Genomic DNA, 25,478 nt, shown 5'->3' with positions numbered 1-25,478 from the left:
GGCCGGGTTTTCGCTGCCGGTCGGCGACCTTTCGAAAAGGGTATCCGCATGTCCGCATCGCTTCCGCCCGAGCGGGTTCGGGTCACCGGGGCCGCCACGGCCCTGATCGAGGAGCTGCGCGCGCAGCACGGGCCGTTGCTGTTCCACCAGTCCGGCGGCTGTTGCGACGGGTCGTCGCCGATGTGCTACCCGCAGGACGATTTCATCGTCGGCGATCGCGACGTGCTGCTGGGCGAGGTGGCCGGCGCGCCGTTCTACATGAGTCCCTCGCAGTACGAATACTGGAAGCACACCCAGCTCACTCTCGATGTGGTGCCCGGGCAGGGTGGCATGTTCTCGCTGGACAACGGCACCGGGACGCGCTTCCACATCCGCTCGCGCCTGTTCACCGATGACGAGGTCGCGGCGTTGCAGGCGGCCGGCCGCTTCTAGCTGCGAGGTTTCGCCGCGCTCGCACGCTATGATGCGCGCGGATGGAGATTGCTCTGGGGAGCGCGCAATGACGGGGATGCATCACGAACTGGCCTATGCGGTCACGGTGTTCATGGGGCTGTTCGCGATCATGAACCCGATCGCCAACGTGCCGATCTTTCTCGGACTCACCGATGGCGACGATGCCGCGACTCGGCGCAAGGTCGCGGCCCGTTCGTTGGCGTTGGCATTCGTCATCGTGGCGGTGTTCGCGGTCGCCGGCAAACTGATCTTCGACCTGTTCGGCATGACCATGCCGGCGCTGCGCATCACCGGCGGCCTGCTGGTGTTCCTGATCGGTTTCCACATGCTGCAGGGAAACGGGTCGAAGGTGCATCAGCCCAGCAGCGATGAGGCCAAGGGCGCGCGCGAGGCGCAGCTCGGCGTGGCGGTTTCGCCGTTGGCGATGCCGATTCTGGCCGGACCCGGCACCATCGCCACGGCGATGAACTTCGCGGCCGACGATGGCGTCACTTCGATGCTGGTGACTATCGTCGCCTTCGCCGTGTTGTGCGCGATCACCTATCTGCTGTTCGTCTTCGGCGAGCGCTTCGTGCGCCTGATCGGCGCCAGCGCGCTCGGCGTCATCACGCGGATGATGGGCCTGATCCTGGCAGTCATCGGCACGCAGATGGTCATCGCCGGTGTGCACGGTGCGATCCGGCTGGCCGGCTGAGCGCATGCGGGTGTCGGTGACCTCCCTGCGGACGGCATCATGCTGAATCGTCTCTGGTTCGGTTTCTTCCTGGCGGCGGCGATGGCCGGCCTGGCCAGCTGGCTGGTCGGCGGTCATGCCGACGTCTGGGCGGCGATGGTCGAAAGCCTGTTCCAGATGGCCAAACTGTCGGTGCAGGTGATGGTGCTGTTGTTCGGCACGCTGGCGCTGTGGCTGGGGTTCCTGAAGATCGCCGAGCGCGCCGGCCTGGTCGATGCGCTGGCGCGGTGGCTGGGGCCGCTGTTCCGGCGGCTGATGCCGGAGGTGCCGGCGGGTCATCCGGCGGTCGGTCTGATCTGCCTGAACTTCGCCGCCAATGTGCTGGGTCTGGACAACGCCGCCACGCCGATCGGCCTGCGCGCGATGCGCGAGTTGCAGACGCTCAACCCCAGTAACGATACCGCCAGCAACGCGCAGATCCTGTTCCTGGTGATGAACGCTTCATCGCTGACCTTGCTGCCGGTGACGATTTTCGTCTATCGCATGCAGCAGGGCGCGCACGATCCGACCCTGGTGTTCCTGCCGATCCTGCTGGCGACCAGCGCCTCGTCGCTGGTCGGGTTGCTGTCGGTGTCGGTGATGCAGCGTATCCGCTTGTGGGATCCGGTCGTGCTGGCCTGGCTGGGCGGCGGTGCCTTGCTGTTGGGCGGGTTCATGGCGCTGCTGGCGACGCTGTCCGCGACGGCGCTGGCGTCGTTGTCCTCGCTGCTGGGCAATCTGACGCTGTTCGCCATCATCATGGCTTTCCTGATCGCCGGCGCGTGGCGCAAGGTGCCACTCTACGAGACCTTCATCGAGGGCGCGAAGGACGGCTTCGACGTCGCCAAGAGTCTGTTGCCGTACCTGGTGGCGATGCTGTGCGCGGTCGGCGTGCTGCGCGCGTCGGGTGCGCTGGATTTCGCGTTGGACGGCATCCGTTGGCTGGCGCATGCCGCGCATCTGGACACGCGTTTCGTCGACGCGCTGCCGACGGCGCTGGTCAAACCGCTGTCGGGCAGCGCGGCGCGCGCGATGATGATCGAGACCATGCAGCACTCGGGCGTCGACAGCTTCCCGGCGCTGCTGGCGGCGACCATGCAGGGCAGCACCGAGACCACCTTCTACGTGCTGGCCGTGTACTTCGGCGCGGTCGGCATCCAGCGCGCGCGCCACGCCGTGGGCTGCGCGCTGATCGCCGACCTGGCCGGCGTGCTGGCCTCGATCGGCGTGTGCTACTGGTTCTTCGGCTAGCCGCTTCGGACACCTGCACGCAACGCATTGCGGCTACCATGTTGGGGAGTCTTTCTCTTTGCTCGCCTGAATGGACGTCTATCCCATGCGCATCGGTCTCGCCGTCAACCAGCTCCATCACGCCAACCGCGACGCCGCGTTGTATCGCTGGCTGCGCGTGTGCGAGGACAGCATCCGCGCGCTGCAGATGGAACTGCACGTGGTCGGCCGCACCTACGACGCGATGCTCGGCGAGGGCATGCTGCAGGGCTATCCGCCGCTCAAGCGCTATCCGTACGGCCGCCACGGTGGCCTGATGAAGCTGGTGGCCGAGGTGGTCGGCCTGGGCGAGACGCGCACGCTGGACGGCGCGATCTACCTGATCGATCCGGTCGATCCGTCGTCGGACTATCCCGAGGCCGCGGCGCTCAAGCGCCAGTGCGTGATCCACCACAAGCCGTTCGTGTCGACGGTGGCCGGCGCCATCGACTTCATCGAGTGCCAGCGCATGCACGCGGGTCTGGAGCCGCTGCCGGCCGCCGACCGCCTGTTCGCCTTCGAGCGCCAGACCGTGGCGCTGATCGCCCACGATGCGCTGAAGCAGGAAATGTTCGACTTCGCCGGCGCGCATTTCGATCTGCTGTCGCGCTTCGCCACCCGCGTGGCCACCGGCACCACCGGCCAAGGCCTCAACGAGTTGGCCTGGTCGCGCGGCTGGCCGAAGGACAAGGAGTGGGTGGTGCGCTACAACAGCGGTCCGCTGGGCGGCGACGCACAGATCGCCGACCGCATCCTCGATCAGCGCTGCCAGCGCGTGATCTTCTTCGAGGACCCGCACGTCGCGCGCCAGCACGAGGCCGACATCCGCCTGCTGGAACGCGCGGTGACCACCGTCACCGATGAGGCCATGTGCATGACCACGCCGGTCGTGGCGCAGCGCTGGATCGAGGCGGTAACCAAACGCGAGGCATTTTGAGCGCAGGCTGCCCTTGTGCGTGAAAGCGTAGGGGCGGGCGTTGTCCGCCGTGCACGCGAGATGCCGAAGCGCGCGACGTTCGTGCGGATGGCGGAAGCAGTCCGTCCTGCGCTTCAGCCGCCCAGGATGTCGCCGTCGAGGTAGTACCAGCGACCGTCCTCGCGCAGGAATCGGCTGCGTTCATGCAGGCGCTGCGCGCGGCCGCCGCCGACGCGGAAGCGGGCGACGAATTCGACCATGGCATGGTCGTCGTCCTGGTTTTCGTGCGCCTTCACGCTCAGCCCCAGCCATGTCGGCGTGGGTTGCTGCACGCCCAGACGTAAGGAGGTCGGGCGGGTCGACGGGTGCCAGCTGGCCAGAAGATAGTCCTCGTCGCGCAGCACATAGGCGCTGTAGCGCGAACGCATCAGCGCTTCGGCGGTGGGTGCGGGTTCGCCCCGGTGCAACGGCTGACAGCATTGTGCATAGCCGAGCAGGTTGCCACAGGGGCAGGGCGTAGAGGTGTCGACGGCTTTGAGAGTGTGGGCGCGAGCCATGCGCGCATCATGCCGCGTTTGCCGCGGGCGGGCGAGTCCTGCGCCGGGCGGCGCAGGACTCGCGACCGGAACTTACTTGTCGGCGCCAGTACCGAGGTACTTGGCGAACCAGTGGGCGGAACGCTTCATCACGTCGATGCGATCCTTCATCTTGTGGAAGCCGTGGCCTTCGCCGGCGTAGACCACCAGCTGCGTCGGCACGCCCATGGCGCGCAGCGCATGCCAGAACTCGAACGACTGCGGCGCCGGGCATTCGGCGTCACGTTCGCCGACCACAACCAGCGTCGGCGTCTTGTTCTGCTTGATGAAGTTGATCGCCGAGCTCTTGGCGTACACCGCCGGATCGTCGTAGACCGATTTGCCGAAGAACGGCAGCATCCACTGGTCGATCATGTTCTGGCCGTAGTAGCTCTGCCAGTTGGACAGGCCGGCGCCGGCCACCGCGGCGCGGAAGCGATGCGTCTGCGTCGGCGCGAACATGCTCATGAAGCCGCCGTAGCTCCAGCCGCTGATGCCCAGGCGCTTGTCGTCGACCGGGTACAGCTTCTCGACCTTGTCGACGCCGGCGAGGATGTCGCGCAGATCGCCGTAGCCCATGTCCTTGCGCACGGCCTGGGTGTAGGCCGCGCCCTCGCCGAGGCTGCCGCGCGGGTTCGGCATCAGCACGAAGTAGCCCAGCGCCGAGTACAGGCCGTTGCCGCCCCAGCCCGAGCGCACGTTCCACACCGGGCCGCCGTGCACATTGACGATCATCGGGTAGGTCTTGTGCGGATCGTAGTTCGCCGGCAGCAGCAGCCAGCCTTGCACGTGGTAACCCTCGTTGGTCCACTCCACCGACACGGCCTTGCCCCACAGCGGCTTGAGGTCGTTGTTCTTGTGCGTGACCGCGCGCGGGGCTTGGGCGATGCGCGTCGGCTGGTTGTCACGATCGGTGGCGAAGCGACCGCTGTAGATCTCCGGCGCATGATCGAAGGTGCTGCGGATGAAGGCGAAGCGCATGTGGTTGGCGGCCACGGCGACGGCCGAAGCCACGCTGCCGTCGCCGAGACCGGACGGGTCGGTCAGCAGCGGCTGCTCGTGCGCGGGCTTGTCGCCGTCGAGGGTGAAGCGCGAGATGCGTGTCTTGCCCGAGGCCATGGCGGCCACCAGCAGATGGTCGTTGCCGGTCCAGGTCAGCCACGACGGCGAGGTGTGGATGCCCGGCGTCACGTCGACCGGCGCGCCGCCGTGGGACGGCACCACGTAGATATCGCCGCCGGTTGCGCCCTGATCGCTCATCAGGCCGCCGATGAAGGCGATGCGCGAGGCGTCCGGCGACCAGCGCGGCAGCGCGATCTGCAGGCCGTGCAGCGAACCCTTCACGGTGCCCGGATCGACCACCACGCGCGGCGCGCTGCCGTGGGCGGTGTCCTGGGCGTACAGCTTGGCCACCCACCAGTTGTTCTCGCCCGGCGGCGGCGCGGCGACGAAGGCCACGGCGTCGGACTTCGGCGACCAGCTGTATTCATAGACGAACAGCGACTTCGGCGTGACCGCGTGCGGCACGCCGTCCATGCCGACGACGTTGAACTGCTGATGCGAGATGTTGCTGACGCCGATCACGCCCACGCGCGCCTTGGTGGCGGCGGTGGCGCCGACGCGGTGGCGATCGCCGGCCACGTACAGCAGGCCGAACTGCTTGCCGTTCGGCGCCCAGGTCAGGTCGTGTGCGTAGCCATCGAGCTTGGTCACCGCATGGGCGACGGGCTTCGACGCGGCGGCGTCGGCGACGAAGATGTCCGCCTGGCTCGGGTGCTTGTCGTTGCCGCAGTTGCCGAGAAAGGCGATGCGGGTACCGTCCGGCGACCAGTGCGGGCGCGCGATGTCGCGGCAGGCCTTGTCGGTGCCGGTGACGCCGACGTTGCGCACGTGACGGCCCCTGGCGTCGGCCAGTTGCAGGTGCTCGCCGTCCTTGTCGTGGAAGGTCCAGGCCAGCGTCTTGCCATTCGGCGAGACGGCCACGCCGCCGAAGCGCGTGGTCTTGCCCAGCGTCTTCAGGATCGCGGAGATCTTCGCGCTGGTGGCGTCCGAAGCCTTGGGGGCGGGCTGGTCGGCGTGAGCGGCGGCCGGCACGAACGCGGCCGCGAGCAGGCAGGAAAGCAGAGTGTGGGTCTTCATGGGGATTCCCGGGGACATGACCGATTGACGCTAGCACACCGTCCGGAGTGCCGGCCTGTGCCAGACGTACGGGTCGAGAGGATGTCCGTGAAGGCCGGAATCGGGATCGATGCGCACGCAGGTTATTGAAACCAGAGCCGTCTATACGTCCATTCGTCATTTTGACGTATCGCGGTCCCTGTGCTTTAGTGATGGTTCCCCTCACGCACCGCGACGTACGTGCTCAGGAGCGACTTGCCTTTGTGGCCGGACGCTAGCGGTGGTCCGCCTGTTTTCGAGGTATCGCTTGACCGAATCGCGCGCACGCACTCTTTACGACCCCGCTTTCGAGCATGACGCCTGCGGCTTCGGCCTGCTGGTGCATGTGGATGGACGCACCAGCGCGCAACTGGTCGACGACGCCTTCGTCGCTCTCGCACGACTTTCCCACCGCGGCGCGGTGAACGCCGACGGCGTCAGCGGCGACGGCTGCGGCGTGCTGATCCACGGCGCGCAGGATTGGCTGCGCGCGCTGGCCGAGGCCGACAGCATTGACCCGGCGCCGCAATTCGCTGCCGGTCTGGTGTTCTTCGAGCGCGCCGAGGCCGAGCGCCATGCGCAGACGCTGGAAGACGCACTGGTCGAATCCGGCCTGTCCGTCGCCGGCTGGCGCGAGATCGCGGTCGACACTGAACCCTGCGGCCCACTGGCGACGGCGACCATGCCACGCATCCGCCAGGTCTTTGTCGACGCGCCGGGCGACATGGATGCCGCCGCCTTCGAGCGCGCCCTGCTGCGCGCGCGCCGCCGCGCCGAGACCGTGTTCGACGACGACGGCTGCTACGTGGCTTCGCTGTCCGCGCACGCCGTCGCCTACAAGGCCATGGCCGCGCCGGGGCGTCTGCGCGACGTGTTCGCGGACCTGAACCATCCGGCCCTGCGTGCCCGCGCCGTGCTGTTCCATCAGCGCTTTTCCACCAACACCACACCGCAGTGGCGCCTGGCGCAGCCGTTCCGCGTGCTGGCGCACAACGGCGAGATCAACACCATCCGCGCCAACCGCCGCTGGATGCTGGCGCGCGCGCCGGTGCTGGCCTCGCCGCACATCGATTTCACCGAGCTGGGACCGCTGGTGCGCCAGCACGGCTCGGATTCGGAAAGCCTCGACAACGCGCTGGAGATCCTGCTGGCCGGTGGTCTCGATATGCTCGCGGCCATGCGCGTGCTGGTGCCGCCGGCGTGGCAGGCCAACGACAACCTCGACGAGGATCTGGCTGCTTTCTACGAGTACTACGCGCTGCACACCGAGCCGTGGGACGGTCCGGCCGGTCTGGTGATGTGCGACGGGCGCTACGCCGCCTGCGCGCTGGACCGCAACGGCCTGCGCCCGGCGCGCTGGTCGCTGTCCGACGATCAGGTGTTGTTGGTGGCCTCGGAAACCGGCATCCGCGATGTGCCGACTTCGTCCATCGTCGCCAAGGGCCGCCTCGGCCCCGGGCAGATGCTGGCCGTCGATCTGGAGCGCCATCGCCTGTTGCACGACGCCGACATCGACGCCGTCAACGCCGCGCGCGCGCCGTTCCGCAACTGGCTGCGCGCCGGCGTGGAATATCTGGAATCGGACCTGATCGATCCCAGCCTGGCCGCGCAGCCGCTGCCAGTCGATGAATTGCGCCGCCTGCAGAAGCTGTACGGCCTCAGCCGCGAGGAGCGCGAGTCCGTGCTCAAGGTGCTGGCCGAGACCGAGAAGGAAGCCACCGGCTCGATGGGCGACGACACCCCGATCGCCGCATTGTCGCGTCAGGTGCGCGCGCTGTACGACCGCTTCCGCCAGGGCTTCGCTCAGGTCACCAACCCGCCCATCGACCCGCTGCGCGAGCGGCTGGTGATGTCGCTGACCACGCAGATCGGCCCCGAGGGCAACTTCTTCAAGCTGGCGCCGGAGAACGCGCGCCAGATCATGCTCAATTCGCCGGTGCTCTCGCAGCGCAAGCTGCGTCAGCTGCTGGCCGTGGAGCCGTTCGTCGGGCACACCGTCACGCTGGACTTGTGCCGTCCCGGCAGCGAGGACCTGGAATCGGCCATTCGCCGCCTCTGCGACGAGGCCGAGCAGGCCGTGCGCGAGGGCGCGGCGCTGGTGTTCCTGACCGACCGCTACCCGCGCCGCGACAGCGTGCCCGTGCACGCGCTGCTGGTCACCGGCGCGGTGCACGCGCGGCTGATCGACGTCGGCTTGCGCTGCCGCTGCAACCTGATCGTGGAAACCGCCACCGCGCGCGACGCGCATCACTTCGCCTGCCTGATCGGCTACGGCGCGACGGCGGTGTACCCGTGGCTGGCCTACCAGAGCCTGCTCGACCTCGGTCGCGCCGGTTTCATCCGCCAGGACAAGGACGAGCCGTTCGAGGTCGGCCGCAGCTACCGTCGCGGCATCCGCAAGGGGCTGTTGAAGATCCTGTCGAAGATGGGCATCTCCACCATCGCCGGCTACCGCGGCGCGCAGCTGTTCGAGATCATCGGTCTGGCGCCCGAGGTGGTGGACCTGTGCTTCCCCGGTACCCCCGCGCGCATCGGCGGCGCGAGTTTCGACGACCTCGACCGCGACCAGCGCCAGCTGGCCGCCGAGGCGTGGGACGAAAGCGTGGCGCTGCGTGCAGGCGGCCTGTTCAAGTACGTGCACGGCGGCGAGTACCACATGTACAACCCGGACGTGATCGCCTCGCTGCAGGAAGCCGTGCGCAGCGGTGATGCCACGGCCTACCGGCGCTACGCCGATCATGTCGATCAGCGCCCACCGTCGGCGCTGCGCGATTTGCTGCGCCCGATCGAAGCCGAGACGCCGTTGCCGCTGGAAGCGGTCGAGCCGCTGTCGGCCATCGTGCGCCGCTTCGATTCGGCCGGCATGAGTCTGGGCGCGCTGTCGCCCGAGGCGCACGAGGCCCTGGCCATCGCCATGAACCGCCTCGGCGCGCGCTCCAACTCCGGCGAGGGCGGCGAGGACCCGGTGCGCTACGGCACCGAGAAGATGTCCAAGATCAAACAGGTCGCCTCCGGTCGCTTCGGCGTCACCCCGGCCTACCTGGTCAACGCCGAGGTGCTGCAGATCAAGATCGCGCAGGGCGCCAAGCCCGGCGAGGGCGGTCAGCTGCCCGGGCACAAGGTCAATTCGATGATCGCGAAGCTGCGCTTCGCCAAGCCGGGCATCGGTCTGATCTCGCCGCCGCCGCACCACGACATCTATTCCATCGAGGATCTGGCGCAGCTGATCCACGATCTCAAGCAGGTCAATCCCGAGGCGCTGATCTCGGTGAAGCTGGTCAGCCATGCCGGCGTCGGCACCGTCGCCGCGGGCGTGGTCAAGGCCGGCGCCGACCTCATCACCGTGTCCGGCCACGACGGCGGCACCGGCGCCAGTCCGCTGACTTCGCTCAAGTACGCCGGCACGCCGTGGGAACTGGGCCTGTCCGAGACCCGCCAGACGCTGCTCAAGCACGGCCTGCGCGACCGCGTGCGGCTGCAGACCGACGGCGGTCTGAAAACCGGCCTGGACGTCATCAAGGCGGCCATCCTCGGCGCCGAGAGCTTCGGCTTCGGCACCGCGCCGATGGTCGCGCTGGGCTGCAAGTACCTGCGCGTGTGCCACCTCAACAACTGCGCCACCGGCGTCGCCACCCAGCACGAACTGCTGCGCCGCAACCACTTCGTCGGCCTGCCGGAGATGGTCGAGAACTTCTTCCGCTTCATCGCCGAGGATGTGCGCCAGTGGCTGGCGCGGCTGGGTGCGCACAATCTGGAAGAGATCATCGGCCGTACCGAATTGCTCGAACGTATCGACGCGCAGCTGGCCGGTCTGGAGAAGATCGACCTTGCACCGCTGCTGGCCCACGAGCACGGCCACCGCGATATGAAGCCGTACTGCATCCGCAGCCGCAATCCGGTGCGCGAGACCTCGGCCCTGGTCGAGGCCATCCAGGCCGACACCGCCGCCGCGGTCGCCGTCGGCAGCGGCGGACGCTTCGCCTACGCCATCCGCAACGCCGACCGCGCTGTCGGCGCGCGCCTGTCCGGCGCCATCGCGCGGCAGTGGGGCGACGCCGGCATGGCCGACCGCCCGCTGACCCTGGCCCTGTCCGGCAGCGCCGGGCAGAGCCTGGGCACGTGGAACGCGGCCGGCCTGCACATCGACCTGACCGGCGAGGCCAACGACTACGTCGGCAAGGGCATGGCCGGCGGCCGCATCGTGCTGCGCCCGCCCGAGGACGCCGGCTACGCCAGCCACGAGGCACCGATCCTCGGCAACACCTGCCTGTACGGCGCGACCGGCGGCGAGCTGTTCGCCGCGGGCACCGTCGGCGAGCGCTTCGCGGTGCGCAACTCCGGCGCGCTGGCCGTCACCGAGGGCGCCGGCGATCACTGCTGCGAATACATGACCGGCGGCGTGGTCGTGGTCCTGGGTCGCGCCGGCCTCAATTTCGGCGCCGGCATGACCGGCGGCTTCGCCTACGTTCTCGACCTCGACCGCGATTTCGTCGACCGCTACAACCACGAGCTGGTCGACATCGTCCACATCACGCCCGAAGGCACCGAGCACCACATGCAGCACCTGCGCAACCTGATCCGTCGCCACGCCGAACTCACCGGAAGCGCGTGGAGCAAGCGCCTGGTCGACGACTTCCGCGGCGTGCTGCACCGCTTCTGGCTGGTCAAGCCGCGCGCCGCCAGCCTGGAAGCGCTGGCCGAGGAACTGCGGAGGGCCGCATGAGCGACGAATCCCTGTTCCGCTTCGTCGACATCCCGCGGCAGATGCCGCGCCGCGTGCCGGTCAAGGTGCGCGTGATGGGTCACGACGAAATCTACGGCGACTTCCTGCCCGACGACGCCGGCGAGCAGGCCGGTCGCTGCATCGACTGCGGCAACCCCTACTGCGAGCACGCCTGCCCGCTGCACAACTACATTCCCGACTGGCTGAAGCTGGTGCAGGACGGCCACCTGACCGCCGCCGCCGAGCTGATGCACCAGACCAACCCGCTGCCCGAAGTGTGCGGTCGCGTGTGCCCGCAGGACCGCCTGTGCGAAGGCGCGTGCACGCTGGAGCAGGGCGACTTCGGCGCCGTCACCATCGGCGGCATCGAACGCTGGGTCACCGACCAGGCGATCCGCCAGGGCTGGCGTCCCGACCTCAGCCGCGTGCGTTCCATCGGCCGCCGCGTGGCCGTGATCGGCGCCGGACCGGCGGGCCTGGCCTGCGCCGACGTGCTGGTGCGCCACGGCGTCGAGGCGCATGTGTTCGACCGCCACGAGGAAATCGGCGGCCTGCTCACCTTCGGCATCCCGCCGTTCAAGCTCGACAAACACGTCATCCGCCAGCGCCGCCGCGTGCTGGAGGACATGGGCGTGCACTTCCACCTCAACACCGAGATCGGCATTCACCGTCGCTTCGACGATCTGCTGAACGACTTCGATGCGGTGTTCCTGGGCACCGGCGCCTACCGCGCCATCGATGGCGAGCTGCCCGGCCGCGACCTGCACGGCGTGCATGCCGCCCTGCCGTTCCTGATCGCCAACGTGCGCCGCATCCTGCACCACCAGCCGCTAGACCCGCGCTTCGACGTGGCCGGCAAGCGCGTGGTGGTGCTGGGCGGCGGCGACACCGGTATGGACTGCGTGCGCACCGCGATCCGCCTCGGCGCGTCCGAGGTCAGCTGCGTCTACCGCCGCGACGAGGCCAACATGCCCGGTTCGCGGCGCGAGGTGCAGAACGCGCGCGAGGAGGGCGTGAACTTTCTGTTCCACCGTCAGCCGCTGCGCATCGTCGGCGACACGCAGGTCGAGGGCGTGGACCTGGTCGAGACCAAACTGGTCGACGACGGCAGTGGCCGTGCGCGGCCGCAGAACGTGCTCGGCAGCGAGAAGGTGCTGGCTGCGGATGTGGTCATCATCGCCTTCGGGTTCCAGGTCGATCCGGCCGAGTGGATGGATCAGGCGGGCATAGAGCATCTGGCGTCGGGGCGCACCATCGCGGGCGGCGACGGGCGGTTGCCGCATCAGACGGCGCATCCGCGGGTTTTTGCGGGGGGGGATATGGTGCGGGGGGCGGATCTTGTCGTGCGCGCCGTGCTCGATGGGCGTGAGGCGGGGCATGCGATGGCGCGGATGTTGCGCGCTGAGCTTCAAGCGGCCTGAACTTCCTGCACCGTTCTCGACGGTTCATGACTTCGATGAAGAGCGGTTCCGACCGGCTGGCGCCGGCTGGGTTCCTTTCTTGTTCGCCCAAGAAAGGAACCAAAGAAGGGCGCCCCAACGTCCGCGCCTTCCGGCCCTTCGGGCCTCCAGGTCCGCTCCGGGTTCCGGGGGTTCGTCGACAGGTCATCCTGACCTGACGACGAACTGGCGCACATCCCTGTGCGCCACCCTGCGGGCCTGATCCTCCACCCTCCGCCGCTATCGAAGGGGAGGCGTAAACCGGCACGTTACGGCACGAGCTAACTACCCCGTCATCTTTGGCGCGCCCTTCCTTCACACGGCAGGTGTCACAAGTTCGATCCTTGTACCGCCCACCAATGAACGCTATGACAAAGGCCACCCCTCGGGGCGGCCTTTGTCGTTGTACGGACATCTGTACGGAAAGTCCGGATCAACTTTGTGTCAGAAAGCTATCTGTCAGCCAGCAACGAACTAGCGATCTTCGCAATCCTGAATATGGCAGCCATGGTAAAGACTGCGAGGCCCCCCAAGACCACTTGAAGGAACCAGCACGAATCGGGCACCCAGAACGATACCCACGTAACAAAGCACAGCAGCAAGCTGGACCATAGAGCCTCATGGAGGTAATCCAGAAGATCTTTGAGGTACTTGGAATCTCGCAGTCGTTCGAATGTCTCGTCTCGCATCGAATACAACAACGCGGTCAAGGTCGCCATAAAGCCCGCGAATATTCCACCCAAGGTCAAGAGCGCAGACTTGTACGAATCGCCGGTAGGCATCTGGAGCCCCCAGACATAGTGACCCACGAGCAGCGCCGCTGCGGAGCATACGCCCCACAGCCAAGGGAACAAGCGTTCGCGCTGCAATTCGGTCATCTGAGGATGTCTCTCCAGTGGTTACGCGCCCAGATCAGGGCACGGAATCTTTCCTCTTGGTCTAAGCGTCGACCCGGGCCAATGGTGATGCTGGCCTCCGCAGTTAGCTTTTCTTCCAACAGGTCAATGACCTCAACTTGCCCTTCCGGGGTCTCACGCCCTGCGATTTGAGCCCCAGTGACCATTTCTGAGTTCTGGATCATGTCAGTTACGGCATCCTTAACTTGTCCGCCCAGTCGACGTTTCCTGTCCATGCCCACGGAAAGGGTAAGCTTCAGCTTGGCTCCGTTGAGGTTAGCGCCGTATTGCGCAACAGTGCCAAGTCCCAACCCCCGATCCCTGTCTGCCGCGCGCATCTGGGTTAGATCTAGGTCGAGCTCAACGCGACGGACGTCATTCGTTTCCATGAAGCGCCGCTCAGCATCAGGGTCGAGTTTGATGCTTAATTCATAAGAGTTGGTTTGCTGTTGGTCGAAGTAACTGAAATATGACGCCATGGCATTCGGACGAACGCCAAAATGGTTGTACTGGACAAGCAGCCATCTCGATTCAGGTACGTAGAGCGCCGCTGTTTCCTCACCGAAATATTCGTCCGGACCCAAATCGAAGTCACTAACTGCGTGATCGCGAGACGCTTTCCCCGGACCATGCGTATCACGAAACCTCACGAAGTCCATTAGCTTGTAGGTCTCCCGAGGCGCATCGTTGTGCCTCGTGGTTACCCTTTCAATGCGGACGCTGGAGGTTACGATTGTCCTAACTCGGTCCTCTAGGCGGTGGCGACCGATCCTATCGATTAAATTTTCGAGGTGAGCACTGTTGGCGGTTTTCGAAACTCGAAAGGCGTGGATGTGGATTCTTGCGGTATCAGGCATGGTTATTCCCTTAGTCCGACCATGGACGGGAGCCGGCATTACCTTTTAACCCCGTTCCCTTCGCCAAATCCTAACGCAACTGGATCTCCCGAGCGGGCAGTCCCAATGGTCCTGGATAACGGTTCGGTTGATAACGGTTCCGGTTGATAACGGTTCCAGGTTCACTTACAACCGTTTGAAGTGAATGCTGCAGTGGCTTCCGGCGTGCAACCCTATCCCCTTCGGCAGCGGCGGAGGGTGGAGGATCAGGCCCGTAGGGTGGCGCACAGGGATGTGCGCCAGTTCGTCGTCAGCACAGGAGGTGCTGTCAACGAACCCCCGGAACCCGGAGCGGACCCGGAGCGCCGCAGGCGCGTAGGGCGCGGACGCTGGGGTGTCCTTGTCTTGGTGACTTCTATTGGACAAGCAATAGAAGTGACCCGGCCGGCGCCAGCCGGTCGGAACCGCTCTTAAGAGATGAAACGCAACGGAAAACAGCGCGCAGTGCCCGCCTTACGAGCCGTCCTTCAACAGGAGTCGGGGGCATTAAATGCTTTCGATTCTCTCACTCTGTCCAGCAGGCATCATGAGGCGGCATCGTCAAAGAACGGGGCCAGGTTCTCTTACGCCCGATTGAATGGAGTATGGGACTGTACCCGGCACTGTTCTTGGGCCGCTGGATGGGTACGGAGCGGCGTTGGATGTATCGGCCATGCTGCGGTCGTCTCCTCAGGCTGAGTATGCAAGTGACTGTCTTGCATATGGAAAATGATTTCCGGAAGATGGTCTTCAAGCCCGAACGGTTCGCTTCAGGCCGGGTTGCGTGTCTCGCACAGTCTTCAGGTCACGCGATGCGCCGGCAACCGCTTCGGGGAGGGGGACGGGTTCGTACGAACCTTCGCGTATGCCATCTCGGGGGAGCATGGCGACGATCCCTTCTTCGCTGGCCTTGCCATGACGGCGTGGCTTCCAATGCAGCGTTCTTGCCCCCTTTGCGGTGGGGCGGGCGCGAGGTCGTCGACAGGACACGGGGGCGGCAGCATTCGATCGATGATGTGCCTGGAGACCATGATGCTCAGGAAACTATTCTTGCTGGCCGGGATCTTGCTCTCGGTCACCGCGCAGGCTGGCAACATGTCATGCCAGAGGCGATATGAGGTCGCCGTCAAGCAGTGCAAGGTCCTGGGGGGTCTGTGCATGGATGTCGGGGTGTGCCGTCATATCCGGGAGAAATGTCCGCAGGGCGTCGGCACCAAGCAGGGTTGCCAGGCCTTCGGCGCCTGCACGCGGCGAAACACGCCGCCGATTTTCAATAACGTCTGTCGCTACGTGTGGCGCGAATCCCCGGCCGGCGGCGCCTGCAAGCCCAACAATGCCACCACCGAGCGGGTCGCGATCACCTGTCCGGGGTTCAACACGAAGTTGCCGGGACAGCCGGCCAAGAGCGGGGCCCTGGGACAGCTCGTGGGTGAGGCTGGGCAGTACGCGGATGCCACGTTCTCTTGTTCCGCGCAAGGGCAACGTTTCATGGCACAGCGGGAAAAATGCGTACACGCCATCCATTACTACTACCAGGGCTGTGCGACGGATCCGAATCGGCCGACCATACCCGTCCGCAGTTGCTTGGAGGCCAATGCATTATTTGGTCCCGTATTGAAGTCGCCGATCGACATTACCGTGCATCAGGCCGGGTATGGCGGCACGAGACGGGGTTCCATTTTGGCAGATCGGCGGCTTCCCCTGGAATGGGAAAGGAAATTGGGTGTCGAATACGACCAAAAGCCCCTCGAAGTCCAAATCACGGAAAGGGGCAAGGGTGGATCGAGGACCTTGTACGAGACCACGTTTGATGGTCGGCCTGGTCTTCGACCGGGAAGAGAGCTGGAAGTGCGCGTCAAGCTGAAGGTGGACAAAAACAATATCCTCACCGGCAGCCTATACCTGGTGGATACGGCCAAGGACAAGTACACCAATTACAACGTCAACACCCTCGCCGAAAAGGATATCGGGCCGGTTCACCTGGACCGTCCAAAAGTCAGGACGAAGCCGAAAGAAAACGTCCGCGCCGCGTCCAGGCCACCACGAAGCGATGCAGCTTCTTCAAGACCCGCGCCCGCGGCACGCGCGCCGGTCCTGAAGAAAACGATCGGTATCGTGACGCAGGGCGGCAAGTTCTTTCCGCTGATTCCGGCGACACACCGCCTTCCCGTCACGTTCGCCGACACCTTTGCCAACGCCGAGACCAATCAGAAGGAATTGGAAATTCAGCTGGCACAAAAGGGAGAGGGCGAAGCGAAAAAGTTTTTTGATGCCGTGCTGACTAATCTTCCCCCGCGTCCGGCTGGGAAACTGATGGTGCGTATCAAGATCAAGGTCGATGCAGAGAAAAAACTCACCCTGAGCGCAAACATTCCAGAGACCGGTTACTACAAGGAATTTGGTCCCTTTGCCGTGGAATAGCGGCCACCTGCATGCTGTGCATCGGGTGATGTAAACACACTGCGTTTAGCGTCGTTGTGCGAAAGCCGCCCAGGTGATAACGGTTCCAGGTTCACTTACAACCGTTTGAAGTGAATGCTGCCGTAGCTTCCGGCGTGCAACCCTATCCCCTTCGGTAGCGGCGGAGGGTGGAGGATCAGGCCCGCAGGGTGGCGCACAGGGACGTGCGCCAGTTCGTCGCCAGCACAGGATGTACTGTCGGCGAACCCCCGGAGCCCGGAGCGGACCCGTAGCGCCGCAGGCGCGTAGGGCGCGAACGCTGGGGTGTCCTTGTCTTGGTTACTTCTATTGGACAAGCAATAGAAGTGACCCGACCGGCGCCAGCCGGACGGAACCGCTCTTCGAAAACGGAGCGCAGCGGAATGCGGCGGACAGTGTCCGCCCTACGAGCCGCCCGCTGCCGGAGTGTGTGAATTCCCTCACGCCCGGCCGCAGCCGCGAGCCAAGTTCATCGACCTGTCACGCAGCGTCGATAGGTTCCGAGTGCACCTCGCGCTTCATCACTCAACCACCCCATACGGAAGGGAATGACCATGCTTTCTCGAAGCAAGCTGAATGTCGTGATGCTGGCGGCCGCACTGGCCCTGCCCCTGTTCGCGCATGCCCACGGTCACGGCCATGGACACGGCCATGACCACGATCACGGCAAGATCCATGTCGCGCTGTGGGGCGATCAGTTCTACGCCGACGATCCGGCCGTGCAGGCTGCGCAGGAAAACCAGACCATCGACTCGCTGAACGACCACGATCTGGACTTCACCATCTTCGTCGGCGATACCAAGAACGGCCACAGCCTCTGCACCAATCAGGCCATTGGCCAGGATGTGGTCAACCGCTTCGACCGCGTGTATGCGCCGACGATCTACAGCCTGGGCGACAACGAATGGACCGACTGCCATCGCACCAGCAACGGCGGCTACGACCCGCTGGAACGGCTCGCCTACCTGCGCAAGACGTTCTTCAGCAAGAACGTCAGCCAGGGGCTGCATCCGATGCGGGTCGATCGCCAGGGCGCACCGGGGAAGGCCTACAGCGAGAACAGCCGCTTCATCCGTGATCGCGTGATGTTTGTTTCACTCAACGTGATCGGCAGCAACAACAACTTCGTGGCTACGGACAAGGAGTGCACGAAGAAGTCCATGCGTACCGCGGCCGATTGCGCCGCCGCCACCGCCGAATACCGCGCGCGCAATGCCGCGAACTTGCAGTGGCTGGCGGACGCCTTCGCCGTGGCCAGGAAGCGGCACCTGGCCGGTGTCGTGATCGCTATTCAGGCGGATATGTATGGCGGCATCGATGTCGCCGACGGCAACTACAAGGATACCTTCCTGCCAACGCTGGACCCGAGCTACAACGGCTTCGCCGATTTCTTCCACGCCATGATCGACGAGACCCAAAACTTCGACGGCCAGGTGGTACTGGTGCATGGCGATTCGCACTACTTCCGCGTCGACAAGGCGATGGTGAAGGACAACGGCCAGACCCAGCCGAACTTCACCCGTGTGGAAGTGTTCGGCAACGCCGACAACAGCTGGGTGGAGATGACGGTCGACCCGGACAGCAAGAACGTGTTCTCGTTCCAGCCGGTGTTCCTGCAGTAATCGCGGTACCAGGGATCGGACGGGGTACAGGGATGTACCCATGGGCGGCAGCAAGGAATGCGATCATATGCGTCATGTCGACGCGCCATGCGCGCACGCAGGCACCGATCCGGATGCCATGGCGCGATCTAGTTCGGGCAAGGGGTGCGGCGCGGTCACGGTCGTGCCGGTCGGTCCAGCGACGGCGCCAGCAGCGCAGCGACCCAGTCCATGAATGCGCGCACCCGGTTCGGAAGGTTGCGCCGTTGCGCATACAGCAGCGTGACCGGCATGGGTTCGGCGTGCAGCTGCGGTAGCACTTCCACCAGGCTGCCGCTTTCCAGCAGCGCGGCCACGCCGGGGCGCGGAACCTGGACCAGGCCGATGCCGGCCAGGCAGGCGGCGACATAGGCCTCGGAACTGTTCACCGTCAACGCGCCGGCCATCGGCAGGCTGCGATAGCTGCCGCCCTCGGCGTATTCGAATCCGGGCGAACGCGCCCCGAGCGTGGATACGTAGTGCACAAGTTTGTGTGCATCCAGGTCGTCCAGCGTGTGCGGCATGCCGTGACGTTCCAGATAGGCCGGACTGGCGCAGGTGATGACTGGCAAGACCCCGAGTTGGCGCGCCACCAGCGCGCTGTCCGCGACCGGGCCTACACGAAGCACGCAGTCGAAGCCCTCGCGGATCACGTCGACATAGCGGTCGGTGCCGCTGAGTTCGATCTCCAGCTGTGGGTGGGCATCGAGAAATTCGGGCAGGTGCGGCAACACGAAGTTGCGCGCCAAGCCGCTGGACATGTCTACGCGCAGACGCCCACGCAACGCTTGCGACCCCTGCTGGAACATCGACTGCAAATCGTCGACGTCATCGAGGACTTCCTTGCAGCGCTCGTAGAAGGCCTCGCCGTCGGCGGTCAGGCGCACGCGGCGCGTAGTCCGGTGCAGCAGCTGCGTGTTCAGCAGCGTTTCCAGCTTGCGCACGGCGGTCGAGGCGCTGGCTTTTGGCAGGCCCAGACTGTCGGCTGCGCGCGTGAAACTGGACAGTTCAGCCACCCGCACGAAGACCTGCATGATGTCGAGTCGGTTCATGGCGGCATAATTGTTCAAAATATATGAACATTCAAATCATATTTTATGGATTTATTGTCTCTTTAAAGATCAATAGATTGACGCCTGTCCAATTCCCCGACAGGAGATCGCCATGCATACCTCCACACCCATCGCCCTCATCACCGGCGGCAGCCGCGGCCTCGGACGCGACATGGCCCTGAAGCTGGCTGCACAGGGCACCGACGTGATCCTGACCTACCGCAGCCGCCACGACGAGGCCGCGGCCGTAGTCGCCGCCATCGAAGCCATCGGCCGTCGCGCCGTGGCGCTGCCGCTGGACGTTGGCGACAGCGCCGGTTTCGACACCTTTGTCGAGACGGTCGCCGAGGCGCTGCGTACGCACTGGCAACGCGAGCGCCTCGACTTCCTGGTCAACAATGCCGGCATCGGCGCCCATGCATTGTTTGCCGACACCGAGGAGGCGCAGTTCGACGCGCTCATGAACGTGCACCTGAAGGGCCCGTTCTTTCTGACCCAAAAACTGCTGCCCACCCTCGCCGACGGCGGCAGCATTCTCAACGTCTCCAGCGGCCTGGCACGTTTTTCCCTGCCCGGTTTTGCTGCCTACGCGGCCATGAAGGGCGCGATCGAGGTGCTGACCCGCTACCAGGCCCGCGAGCTGGGCGAACGCGGCATCACTGTCAACGTGCTGGCGCCGGGCGCCATCGAGACCGACTTCGGCGGCGGTGCGGTGCGCGACAATCCCGAGCTCAACGCCTTCGTCGCGGCCAATACCGCGCTGGGTCGCGCCGGACACGTCGACGACATCGGCGATGCCGTCGCCGCACTGCTCGGCCCCGGCGGCCGCTGGATCAACGGGCAGCGCATCGAGGCCTCCGGCGGGATGTTCCTGTAGGTCCTGACCGACGGCCCGGGTGCGCGGTGCTGCGTGATGCACCGACCCCGGGCCGTCCGTTTTCCGTTGCGGACGGCGGTCGCGCGTGCCGCCGAATCCGACCGACGCAGGTCGCCGCGCCAAGTCCGTGCCCAGCGGCCGTGCGGAAGACGCGTTGAAGTCGATTGCGCAGCGCACCGGCCGAAGCACGTCCTTCCGATTCGATCATCCAAGCTCCAGGAGCATGCGTCATGCCCGCAACCTTCATCCTTCTTTATCGATACACCGACGACGTGGCACGGCAGGACGCCGTACGCCCGGCCCATCTCGCGCACCTGCGCCGTCTCGTCGACGCAGGCACGCTCGTGGCGTCGGGACCCTGGGGGTCCGGGGAGGTCCGCGGCGGTCTGCTGATCATGCACGCCGACGATCTAGCCGCCGTGCAGACCATCGCCGAGCGGGATCCGTTCATGATCGAGGGTGTGGTCGCCACGCATGAGATCCGCGAATGGCTACCGCTGCTTGGGCCGGCGGCAAGTGCGCTTGCGGTGGCGAAGACTGCCGCCAGCTGAGTCGCTTCCGGAGGGGGTAACCGGCTTCAGCGGCGAGGGTGCTCATCCAGTCGTTGAAGGATGCGTTGCGCTCCAGTCTCGGCGCCGTCCTTCCGCGCCACGATGGCGCCCACTTCGGCGGCGCGGTGGTTCAGGGCGTCATCCTCGAGCATGGCGCCGAGCGTGACGGCGGCCTGATCGGCGCGGTACCTGTGTCGCGGCCATGCACGGCCGACGCCCAGGCGTTCCACGCGCGCCGCGTTGTCGGGCTGGTCGACCAGATGCGGTACCACCAGTTGCGGTCGCCCGCCGCCCAGCGCGCGACGCGTTCGTCATCCAGCACGAACACCGTGCGTGTGCCCAGCGTGCGTACCGCGGCCAGACTTTCGCGCACGAAGATTTCCGCGTCATGCACGGCGGAGGTGCCCTGGGTGAACACTAGCGGCGGTGGACCGGCGTCGAGGAACCGCTGTGTGTCCGCATCCAGCGTCGCGGGAACGCCGCGCTCGCCGTCATGAAAAGCGAAGCCGACGATGTCCGTATGCGCTGTATGATCCGGCTGCGGCGCACCGAAAAGCGAGGAGTACAGCGCCAGCACGCCATCATCCGAGAACGCGCCTTCGAACAGTGGGTGCGCGTCGGCGGGCGGCAGATCGAGCACGTGTCGCAGGGCGTCGATGGGCCGCGCCCAGCGTCGGCTCACGCGCTTGCCGAGGTCGATGAAAGCGCGCGTCAGCGTCGGGCCACGGCGATACACCCAGCGCGACAGCCTCTCGGCGTTGGCGATGATCGGCGGATCGTAGGCCGACCAGAACACCATCGGCTGCAGCGCGATGCTGAAGTCCGGCAGCCCACGCTTCTCGGCGGCGAGCTTGGCGCCGTAGGCCACCGAGTGCGTGACCAGCGCGTCGGCATCGGCGCTGATCGCCATGATGTCCTCGTAGGCGTCGCGCAGCGCTGGCATGACGATGTGGGTCAGCAGGAACTGCGGTTGGCGGGCGATACGCAAGGTCAGTTCGTGTTCGTCCAAGCCGAGGCGGTCGATGACCGCCTGCATGTCCGGTCGCATCCGCGCGAACGTCAGGCCTTCGGCTTCGACCTTCTCCCGATATTCGCTCGCCGCCGCCAGCGTTACGCGCGCGCCGTGTCGCTGCAGCGCGAGCGCCAGCGCCATGAACGGATGCAGGTCGCCGTGCGTACCGAACGTGGCCAGGACGATGTGCGGAAGGGGCTTCATGGCGGCCGAGGACTCGTTCGATGGAATCGATGACTGTACCTGCATTCGCGCGGATTGCTGGGTCCGTGGAACAAGCCGGATTCCGGGTTTGCTTCCCTTCTGCGGGTAAATATTTTCGATACGCGTTGCTTGCAATTCAAAACAACCGCGAATAGGATGCCCGCCCTCGCGCTGATCTGCGGCGCGCGATTCATCAGGATATTCATCATGTGCAGCTGGCACCACAACGCGATTCGCATCGAACAGACGCCCGTCATGCGTCTGCGCGATGACGGGCGTGTGCCGTTCGTGCTTGCACGTGGCCCGATGCATTCATTGACCTGATCGCACATCGCGAGGAGGTCGATTCACGATCTCCCCGGTATCCGCGAACGCCCCGGGAAGGCTCTGCCCCCGGGGCGTTTTCGTTTCTACCGGCGTTCGCGCGACAAGGGATTTTTCTCGCAAAGAATTCGGCGCGTGGATGCGCGTCAAACGAATGGCTGTTTCGGCAAGAGACAGTCATCTGTGACCGGTTGGCATCGGTTCGCAGCGGTCCGGGTTGTACATCCCGGCCGGTGCGCGCGGCGCTGCCGTGGCGTATGCCGAGGGTCGGTGGCGCCGGTCACACGCTGAAGGTAGCTCAGTCTGGGAGAGCGCAGCATTCAGATTGCTGATGTCGCAGGTTCGACTCCTGCCCTTTGTATCGATAGCTCAATGGGTAGAGCAACGGTCTCATAAACCGTAGGTTGCGGGTTCGAGTCCCGCTCTTTGGCACCCGGGACGCAAGTCCCACACACGGGAACGCTCCTTGGGCGCGCCTGTCGCGCGGTTGCTTCGGCGGCTGCCGGTGGACGCGTCCAGCACTGGCCTCGGCCGGGGCGGAGCCGTCGGACGCGACGAACGTTGCGCCGGAGCCGCATGTCGACGCGCGCAGGGAAGCGACGTCGATGCGCGGACGACGCGCGACGCGGATCGCGGACGACCGCCCGACCTCCGCCGCGGCGGTGTCGGGGGCGTTCCCACCTTCTTCGTCTCCGCAGGGGAGGCAGGCGTCACGAGCGCGGAGCAGTCCGGCGCGCGGGACGATGAAAAACGGACTGCATGATGACAAGGAGAAACGTCATGTTCATCAAGCGCATCGTCATCGGCGACGGCGAGCGCGGTTTGCTGTACCGCAACCGTCGCCTGGAGCGCATCCTGCTGCCGGGTGTCACTTGGGTGAGCACTCGCTGCGAGGTGCGTATTCACGACATCACCCAGCCGGTCTATACCGGCAAGGACGCCGAGGTGCTGATCGAGCGTCTTGGCGACGAGCTGGACACGCACTTCCTGCTGGCCGACATCGGTGTCGACGAGGTCGGTCTGGTGTCCTGCGACGGCCGTCTGCGCGGCGTGCTGGAGCCGGGTGCGCGCTTCCTGTACTGGAAGGGTCCGGTCCGCGTAGGCATCGAGCGGATCGCCATCGGCGACGAGCTGCAAGTGCCCAAGGCCGTGATGCGTCGTCTGCGTCAGATCGGCGTGCTGTCGCGTCACGCGGTGGTGAGCGAGGTGCCGCAGGAGTCGACCGGCATGCTGTTCGTCGACGGCACTCTGCGGCGCACGCTGACGCCGGGCGCGTACGCGTTCTGGAACTTCCAGAAGAACGTGTCCGTGGAAGTGGTCGAGCTGCGCGTGCAGGCGATCGAGGTGTCGGGTCAGGAACTGTTGACCCGCGACAAGGTGAGCCTGCGCGTGAACCTGGCCGCGAGCGTGCGCGTGACCGACCCGGTCGCCGCGCGTACCCGCGTGGCCAAGTATGGCGACTACCTGTACCGCGAGCTGCAGTTCGGTCTGCGCAAGGCCGTGGCGTCGAAGACGCTGGACGAGCTGCTCGGCGACAAGGCGTCGCTGGACGGCGACATCTTCGGTTACGTGCGCGGTCGTGTGACCGACCTTGGCATCGAGGTGCTCGGCGTGGGCGTCAAGGACGTCATCCTGCCGGGCGAGATGAAGACCATCCTCAACGAGGTGGTGCAGGCGGAGAAGTCGGCGCAGGCCAATACCATCCGCCGCCGCGAGGAGGCCAACGCGACGCGTTCCGCGCTGAACACTGCGCGCCTGATCGCGGACAACCCGACGCTGATGCGTCTGAAGGAACTGGAGACCCTGGAGAAGGTCACCGAGAAGATCGACAAGCTGACCGTGTTCGGTGGCCTGGACGGCGTGCTGGGCCAGGTCGTCAGCCTGAAGGATCGCTGAGATGCGGCGTCGATGCCGACACCCGTCTCCGGCGCAGGACGCGCCTTGAGCCGCCCGGTTTCCGGGCGGCTTTTTTTATCTCATGAACGTGCCGCGATCCTTGTTGTATCCGGTCTCGCCGATACGCTAATTGACGTAGCCGAGGATGCCTTCCACCCGATAGCCGTGGTTAGTGCCTTCATCGGGATTGGTGGTCGACATATGGTCGCCCACGGATGAGTTGTAAAGTCGGTACAAGGCACTGTAGCCGGGGCGCGAATGGCTGGAAATGAATCCATACTGACCTTCGTAGCGTTGTCCCTCGCAGTCTTGACGCGTCGACAGGAAGTGATCGTGGTTGCCCTCGCGGCAACGGTATATGGGTTCCATGCCGCTATCGATGGCATTCGGATAGACATGCATTGTCGTGCCCTCGAATTGGTAGCCCGCACTGGCGCCTTCCGTATAGATCGCGGTCAGTAAATGATCTTTTCCGTTATAGAAGCGGAACAACGGAGAGGGTTGGCTTGTACTTTGTACCAGCCGGTTTTCGGCAGCCATGACCTCGTCGACGGTGCCGATGGCAATGAAGCAGTTGTAGGTGTAGGTATCGCCTGCGAGGATATTCGTTGCTCGATAGACGCAGTTCCATTTCGTGGTACTGGGGAAACGGAATCGCCCATAGCCTAGGTTCGGATATGAGGCTTGAGGTAGCCCGGGTGATATGACTCCCATGGCGTTAAGGCCATTCGTGGTGGCCAAGATCACGGGCGTGGCTTGCTCGCCCGGGCCGTCAGACAAGACACTGAGATGTCGTGTCTTGGGGTTATAGGCGAGAAATTGGGAAAAGCTGGGGGGCATGTAGCCTGTCGCCGCCTCGAAGGTGGCGCTGTTGTGGTTTTCAGCAGGAGTGAACGAGGCGCTGTAGCGTATGAGGTTAGGTATGCCCTGGTACCCGATCGTTACGGTTTTGCTGAAGATGTGCCCAGACAAAGGGCTTACATACCACATTTGCCCACAGCTATTGACATAGTTCGATCCTGGGTAGATCCAGAACGCCATGTTGTTGGTGGTCTGAAGTGTGTTGCCTGAAGCGTAGGCGCTTATCAGTATCGACGTACTTGAGGAACCGGTGCCGTCTTTGCTGGATCCCGCTTCCGTGGGATTGAAGCATTCGCCCAGGCCATCGAAAGACGAAGCCGATTGCAGCTCTCGACCATGATCGTAGTGATCGATGTATTCAGTGCCTCGATAGGTGACTGAATATATAGCGCCTGCGTACTGGTCCTTCGATGCAACGATGCGTAGCGCTTGTCCGTTCACATCCTGCTGGATGGAGATGTCGGTGGCCGATGCGGACACGGAAGATAAGGTCATGAGCAAACCCGCGGCGAGCAGGCCCGCAAAGTGAGGGTGCTTCATACGATTCCTTTCTGGTTGATGAGTGAGGTCCATGTGCTTGATGGTGCGAGGTGCACGACAAGCCGTG

Annotated in this window: 19 protein-coding genes and 1 tRNA gene; 13 read left to right on the top strand and 7 right to left on the bottom strand. The window is 65.0% G+C overall.

All coding sequences use genetic code 11. The features are described 5' to 3' along the window. Positions 1-48: 48 nt before the first annotated feature. The 4 genes from HF690_RS06340 (at position 49) to HF690_RS06325 (ending at position 3,371) form a co-directional block, all read left to right on the top strand. Positions 49-432: a DUF779 domain-containing protein gene (locus HF690_RS06340; protein WP_168608848.1), complete on the top strand. Its 384-nt coding sequence runs from the start codon at positions 49-51 to the stop codon at positions 430-432. Positions 433-499: 67 nt separating this feature from the next. Further along, positions 500-1,147, top strand: a complete 648-nt coding sequence (locus tag HF690_RS06335) for a MarC family protein (RefSeq protein ID WP_205300803.1) — start codon at positions 500-502, stop codon at positions 1,145-1,147. A gap of 39 nt (positions 1,148-1,186) precedes the next feature. Next, positions 1,187-2,416: a nucleoside recognition domain-containing protein gene (locus HF690_RS06330; RefSeq protein ID WP_113064134.1), complete on the top strand. Its 1,230-nt coding sequence runs from the start codon at positions 1,187-1,189 to the stop codon at positions 2,414-2,416. Positions 2,417-2,501: 85 nt separating this feature from the next. Further along, positions 2,502-3,371, top strand: coding sequence for a methylglyoxal synthase (locus tag HF690_RS06325; RefSeq protein WP_168608847.1), 870 nt, complete (start codon positions 2,502-2,504; stop codon positions 3,369-3,371). Positions 3,372-3,484: 113 nt separating this feature from the next. On the opposite strand, the gene HF690_RS06320 is transcribed toward HF690_RS06325, so the two are convergent. Together HF690_RS06320 and HF690_RS06315 are read right to left on the bottom strand one after the other, a co-directional pair. Beyond that, complete coding sequence (locus HF690_RS06320) at positions 3,485-3,907, bottom strand: YchJ family protein (protein ID WP_168608846.1); 423 nt, start codon at positions 3,905-3,907, stop codon at positions 3,485-3,487. 72 nt (positions 3,908-3,979) lie between these two features. After that, complete coding sequence (locus HF690_RS06315; RefSeq protein ID WP_168608845.1) at positions 3,980-6,064, bottom strand: alpha/beta hydrolase family protein; 2,085 nt, start codon at positions 6,062-6,064, stop codon at positions 3,980-3,982. A 286-nt stretch (positions 6,065-6,350) separates the two neighbouring features. Between HF690_RS06315 and gltB the strand changes: the two genes are divergently transcribed. Together gltB and HF690_RS06305 are read left to right on the top strand one after the other, a co-directional pair. Continuing rightward, positions 6,351-10,805, top strand: coding sequence for a glutamate synthase large subunit (gene gltB / locus HF690_RS06310; RefSeq protein ID WP_240151616.1), 4,455 nt, complete (start codon positions 6,351-6,353; stop codon positions 10,803-10,805). After that, the gene (locus HF690_RS06305; RefSeq protein ID WP_168608843.1) at positions 10,802-12,226 is read left to right on the top strand and encodes an FAD-dependent oxidoreductase; all 1,425 of its coding nucleotides are present in this window, start codon (positions 10,802-10,804) and stop codon (positions 12,224-12,226) included. Before gltB ends, HF690_RS06305 begins: the two co-directional genes overlap by 4 nt. A gap of 470 nt (positions 12,227-12,696) precedes the next feature. On the opposite strand, the gene HF690_RS15005 is transcribed toward HF690_RS06305, so the two are convergent. Continuing rightward, positions 12,697-13,122: a hypothetical protein gene (locus HF690_RS15005; RefSeq protein ID WP_205300802.1), complete on the bottom strand. Its 426-nt coding sequence runs from the start codon at positions 13,120-13,122 to the stop codon at positions 12,697-12,699. Then, on the bottom strand, positions 13,119-13,997 hold the full coding sequence (locus HF690_RS06300) for a DUF6731 family protein (RefSeq protein WP_168608842.1): 879 nt from the start codon (positions 13,995-13,997) through the stop codon (positions 13,119-13,121). Before HF690_RS06300 ends, HF690_RS15005 begins: the two co-directional genes overlap by 4 nt. A gap of 1,029 nt (positions 13,998-15,026) precedes the next feature. Here HF690_RS06300 and HF690_RS06295 point away from each other — a divergent pair. After that, entirely contained in the window at positions 15,027-16,436 is a 1,410-nt protein-coding gene (locus tag HF690_RS06295) for an Hsp70 family protein (protein WP_168608841.1), read from the top strand. 572 nt (positions 16,437-17,008) lie between these two features. Continuing rightward, positions 17,009-18,076 (top strand): hypothetical protein, encoded by a 1,068-nt coding sequence (locus HF690_RS06290; RefSeq protein WP_168608840.1) that lies wholly within the window; start codon positions 17,009-17,011, stop codon positions 18,074-18,076. Between the two features lie 155 nt (positions 18,077-18,231). Here the strand turns inward: HF690_RS06290 and HF690_RS06285 are convergent, their stop codons facing one another. Then, positions 18,232-19,146 carry a LysR family transcriptional regulator gene (locus tag HF690_RS06285; protein ID WP_168608839.1) on the bottom strand — a complete coding sequence of 305 codons (915 nt, stop codon included), beginning with the start codon at positions 19,144-19,146 and terminating at the stop codon, positions 18,232-18,234. A 112-nt stretch (positions 19,147-19,258) separates the two neighbouring features. On the opposite strand from HF690_RS06285, the gene HF690_RS06280 reads away from it, so the two are divergent. Continuing rightward, positions 19,259-20,023, top strand: a complete 765-nt coding sequence (locus tag HF690_RS06280) for an SDR family NAD(P)-dependent oxidoreductase (RefSeq protein WP_113064142.1) — start codon at positions 19,259-19,261, stop codon at positions 20,021-20,023. A 230-nt stretch (positions 20,024-20,253) separates the two neighbouring features. Further along, complete coding sequence (locus HF690_RS06275) at positions 20,254-20,574, top strand: YciI family protein (RefSeq protein WP_168608838.1); 321 nt, start codon at positions 20,254-20,256, stop codon at positions 20,572-20,574. Positions 20,575-20,704: 130 nt separating this feature from the next. On the opposite strand, the gene HF690_RS06270 is transcribed toward HF690_RS06275, so the two are convergent. Continuing rightward, positions 20,705-21,790: a glycosyltransferase gene (locus tag HF690_RS06270; RefSeq protein WP_168608837.1), complete on the bottom strand. Its 1,086-nt coding sequence runs from the start codon at positions 21,788-21,790 to the stop codon at positions 20,705-20,707. Between the two features lie 156 nt (positions 21,791-21,946). Here HF690_RS06270 and HF690_RS06265 point away from each other — a divergent pair, with 156 nt between their 5' ends. From HF690_RS06265 to HF690_RS06255, 3 genes are all read left to right on the top strand, one after another. Next, positions 21,947-22,114: a hypothetical protein gene (locus HF690_RS06265; protein ID WP_168608836.1), complete on the top strand. Its 168-nt coding sequence runs from the start codon at positions 21,947-21,949 to the stop codon at positions 22,112-22,114. A gap of 286 nt (positions 22,115-22,400) precedes the next feature. Beyond that, positions 22,401-22,475, top strand: a tRNA-Leu gene (locus HF690_RS06260). A 401-nt stretch (positions 22,476-22,876) separates the two neighbouring features. Continuing rightward, positions 22,877-24,010: a slipin family protein gene (locus HF690_RS06255; protein WP_168608969.1), complete on the top strand. Its 1,134-nt coding sequence runs from the start codon at positions 22,877-22,879 to the stop codon at positions 24,008-24,010. Between the two features lie 126 nt (positions 24,011-24,136). Here HF690_RS06255 and HF690_RS06250 read toward each other — a convergent pair whose 3' ends face one another. Then, on the bottom strand, positions 24,137-25,411 hold the full coding sequence (locus tag HF690_RS06250) for a hypothetical protein (RefSeq protein WP_168608835.1): 1,275 nt from the start codon (positions 25,409-25,411) through the stop codon (positions 24,137-24,139). Between the last annotated feature and the right edge of the window lie 67 nt (positions 25,412-25,478).

The organism is Oleiagrimonas citrea (genome assembly GCF_012395255.1).
Taxonomy (GTDB): Bacteria; Pseudomonadota; Gammaproteobacteria; order Xanthomonadales; family Rhodanobacteraceae; genus Oleiagrimonas; species Oleiagrimonas citrea.
Note: the sequence above shows the minus strand (reverse complement) of the source record. Positions and strands in the feature narration are given on the sequence as shown.

Bases quoted from the DNA above. Each gene is read 5' to 3' on its own strand.
- HF690_RS06340 (WP_168608848.1), top strand. From the start codon at position 49: ATGTCCGCATCGCTTCCGCCCGAGCGGGTTCGGGTCACCGGGGCCGCC.
- HF690_RS06335 (WP_205300803.1), top strand. From the start codon at position 500: ATGACGGGGATGCATCACGAACTGGCCTATGCGGTCACGGTGTTCATG.
- HF690_RS06330 (WP_113064134.1), top strand. From the start codon at position 1,187: ATGCTGAATCGTCTCTGGTTCGGTTTCTTCCTGGCGGCGGCGATGGCC.
- HF690_RS06325 (WP_168608847.1), top strand. From the start codon at position 2,502: ATGCGCATCGGTCTCGCCGTCAACCAGCTCCATCACGCCAACCGCGAC.
- HF690_RS06320 (WP_168608846.1), bottom strand. From the start codon at position 3,907: ATGGCTCGCGCCCACACTCTCAAAGCCGTCGACACCTCTACGCCCTGC.
- HF690_RS06315 (WP_168608845.1), bottom strand. From the start codon at position 6,064: ATGAAGACCCACACTCTGCTTTCCTGCCTGCTCGCGGCCGCGTTCGTG.
- HF690_RS06305 (WP_168608843.1), top strand. From the start codon at position 10,802: ATGAGCGACGAATCCCTGTTCCGCTTCGTCGACATCCCGCGGCAGATG.
- HF690_RS15005 (WP_205300802.1), bottom strand. From the start codon at position 13,122: ATGACCGAATTGCAGCGCGAACGCTTGTTCCCTTGGCTGTGGGGCGTA.
- HF690_RS06300 (WP_168608842.1), bottom strand. From the start codon at position 13,997: ATGCCTGATACCGCAAGAATCCACATCCACGCCTTTCGAGTTTCGAAA.
- HF690_RS06295 (WP_168608841.1), top strand. From the start codon at position 15,027: ATGATGTGCCTGGAGACCATGATGCTCAGGAAACTATTCTTGCTGGCC.
- HF690_RS06290 (WP_168608840.1), top strand. From the start codon at position 17,009: ATGCTTTCTCGAAGCAAGCTGAATGTCGTGATGCTGGCGGCCGCACTG.
- HF690_RS06285 (WP_168608839.1), bottom strand. From the start codon at position 19,146: ATGAACCGACTCGACATCATGCAGGTCTTCGTGCGGGTGGCTGAACTG.
- HF690_RS06280 (WP_113064142.1), top strand. From the start codon at position 19,259: ATGCATACCTCCACACCCATCGCCCTCATCACCGGCGGCAGCCGCGGC.
- HF690_RS06275 (WP_168608838.1), top strand. From the start codon at position 20,254: ATGCCCGCAACCTTCATCCTTCTTTATCGATACACCGACGACGTGGCA.
- HF690_RS06270 (WP_168608837.1), bottom strand. From the start codon at position 21,790: ATGAAGCCCCTTCCGCACATCGTCCTGGCCACGTTCGGTACGCACGGC.
- HF690_RS06265 (WP_168608836.1), top strand. From the start codon at position 21,947: ATGCCCGCCCTCGCGCTGATCTGCGGCGCGCGATTCATCAGGATATTC.
- HF690_RS06255 (WP_168608969.1), top strand. From the start codon at position 22,877: ATGACAAGGAGAAACGTCATGTTCATCAAGCGCATCGTCATCGGCGAC.
- HF690_RS06250 (WP_168608835.1), bottom strand. From the start codon at position 25,411: ATGAAGCACCCTCACTTTGCGGGCCTGCTCGCCGCGGGTTTGCTCATG.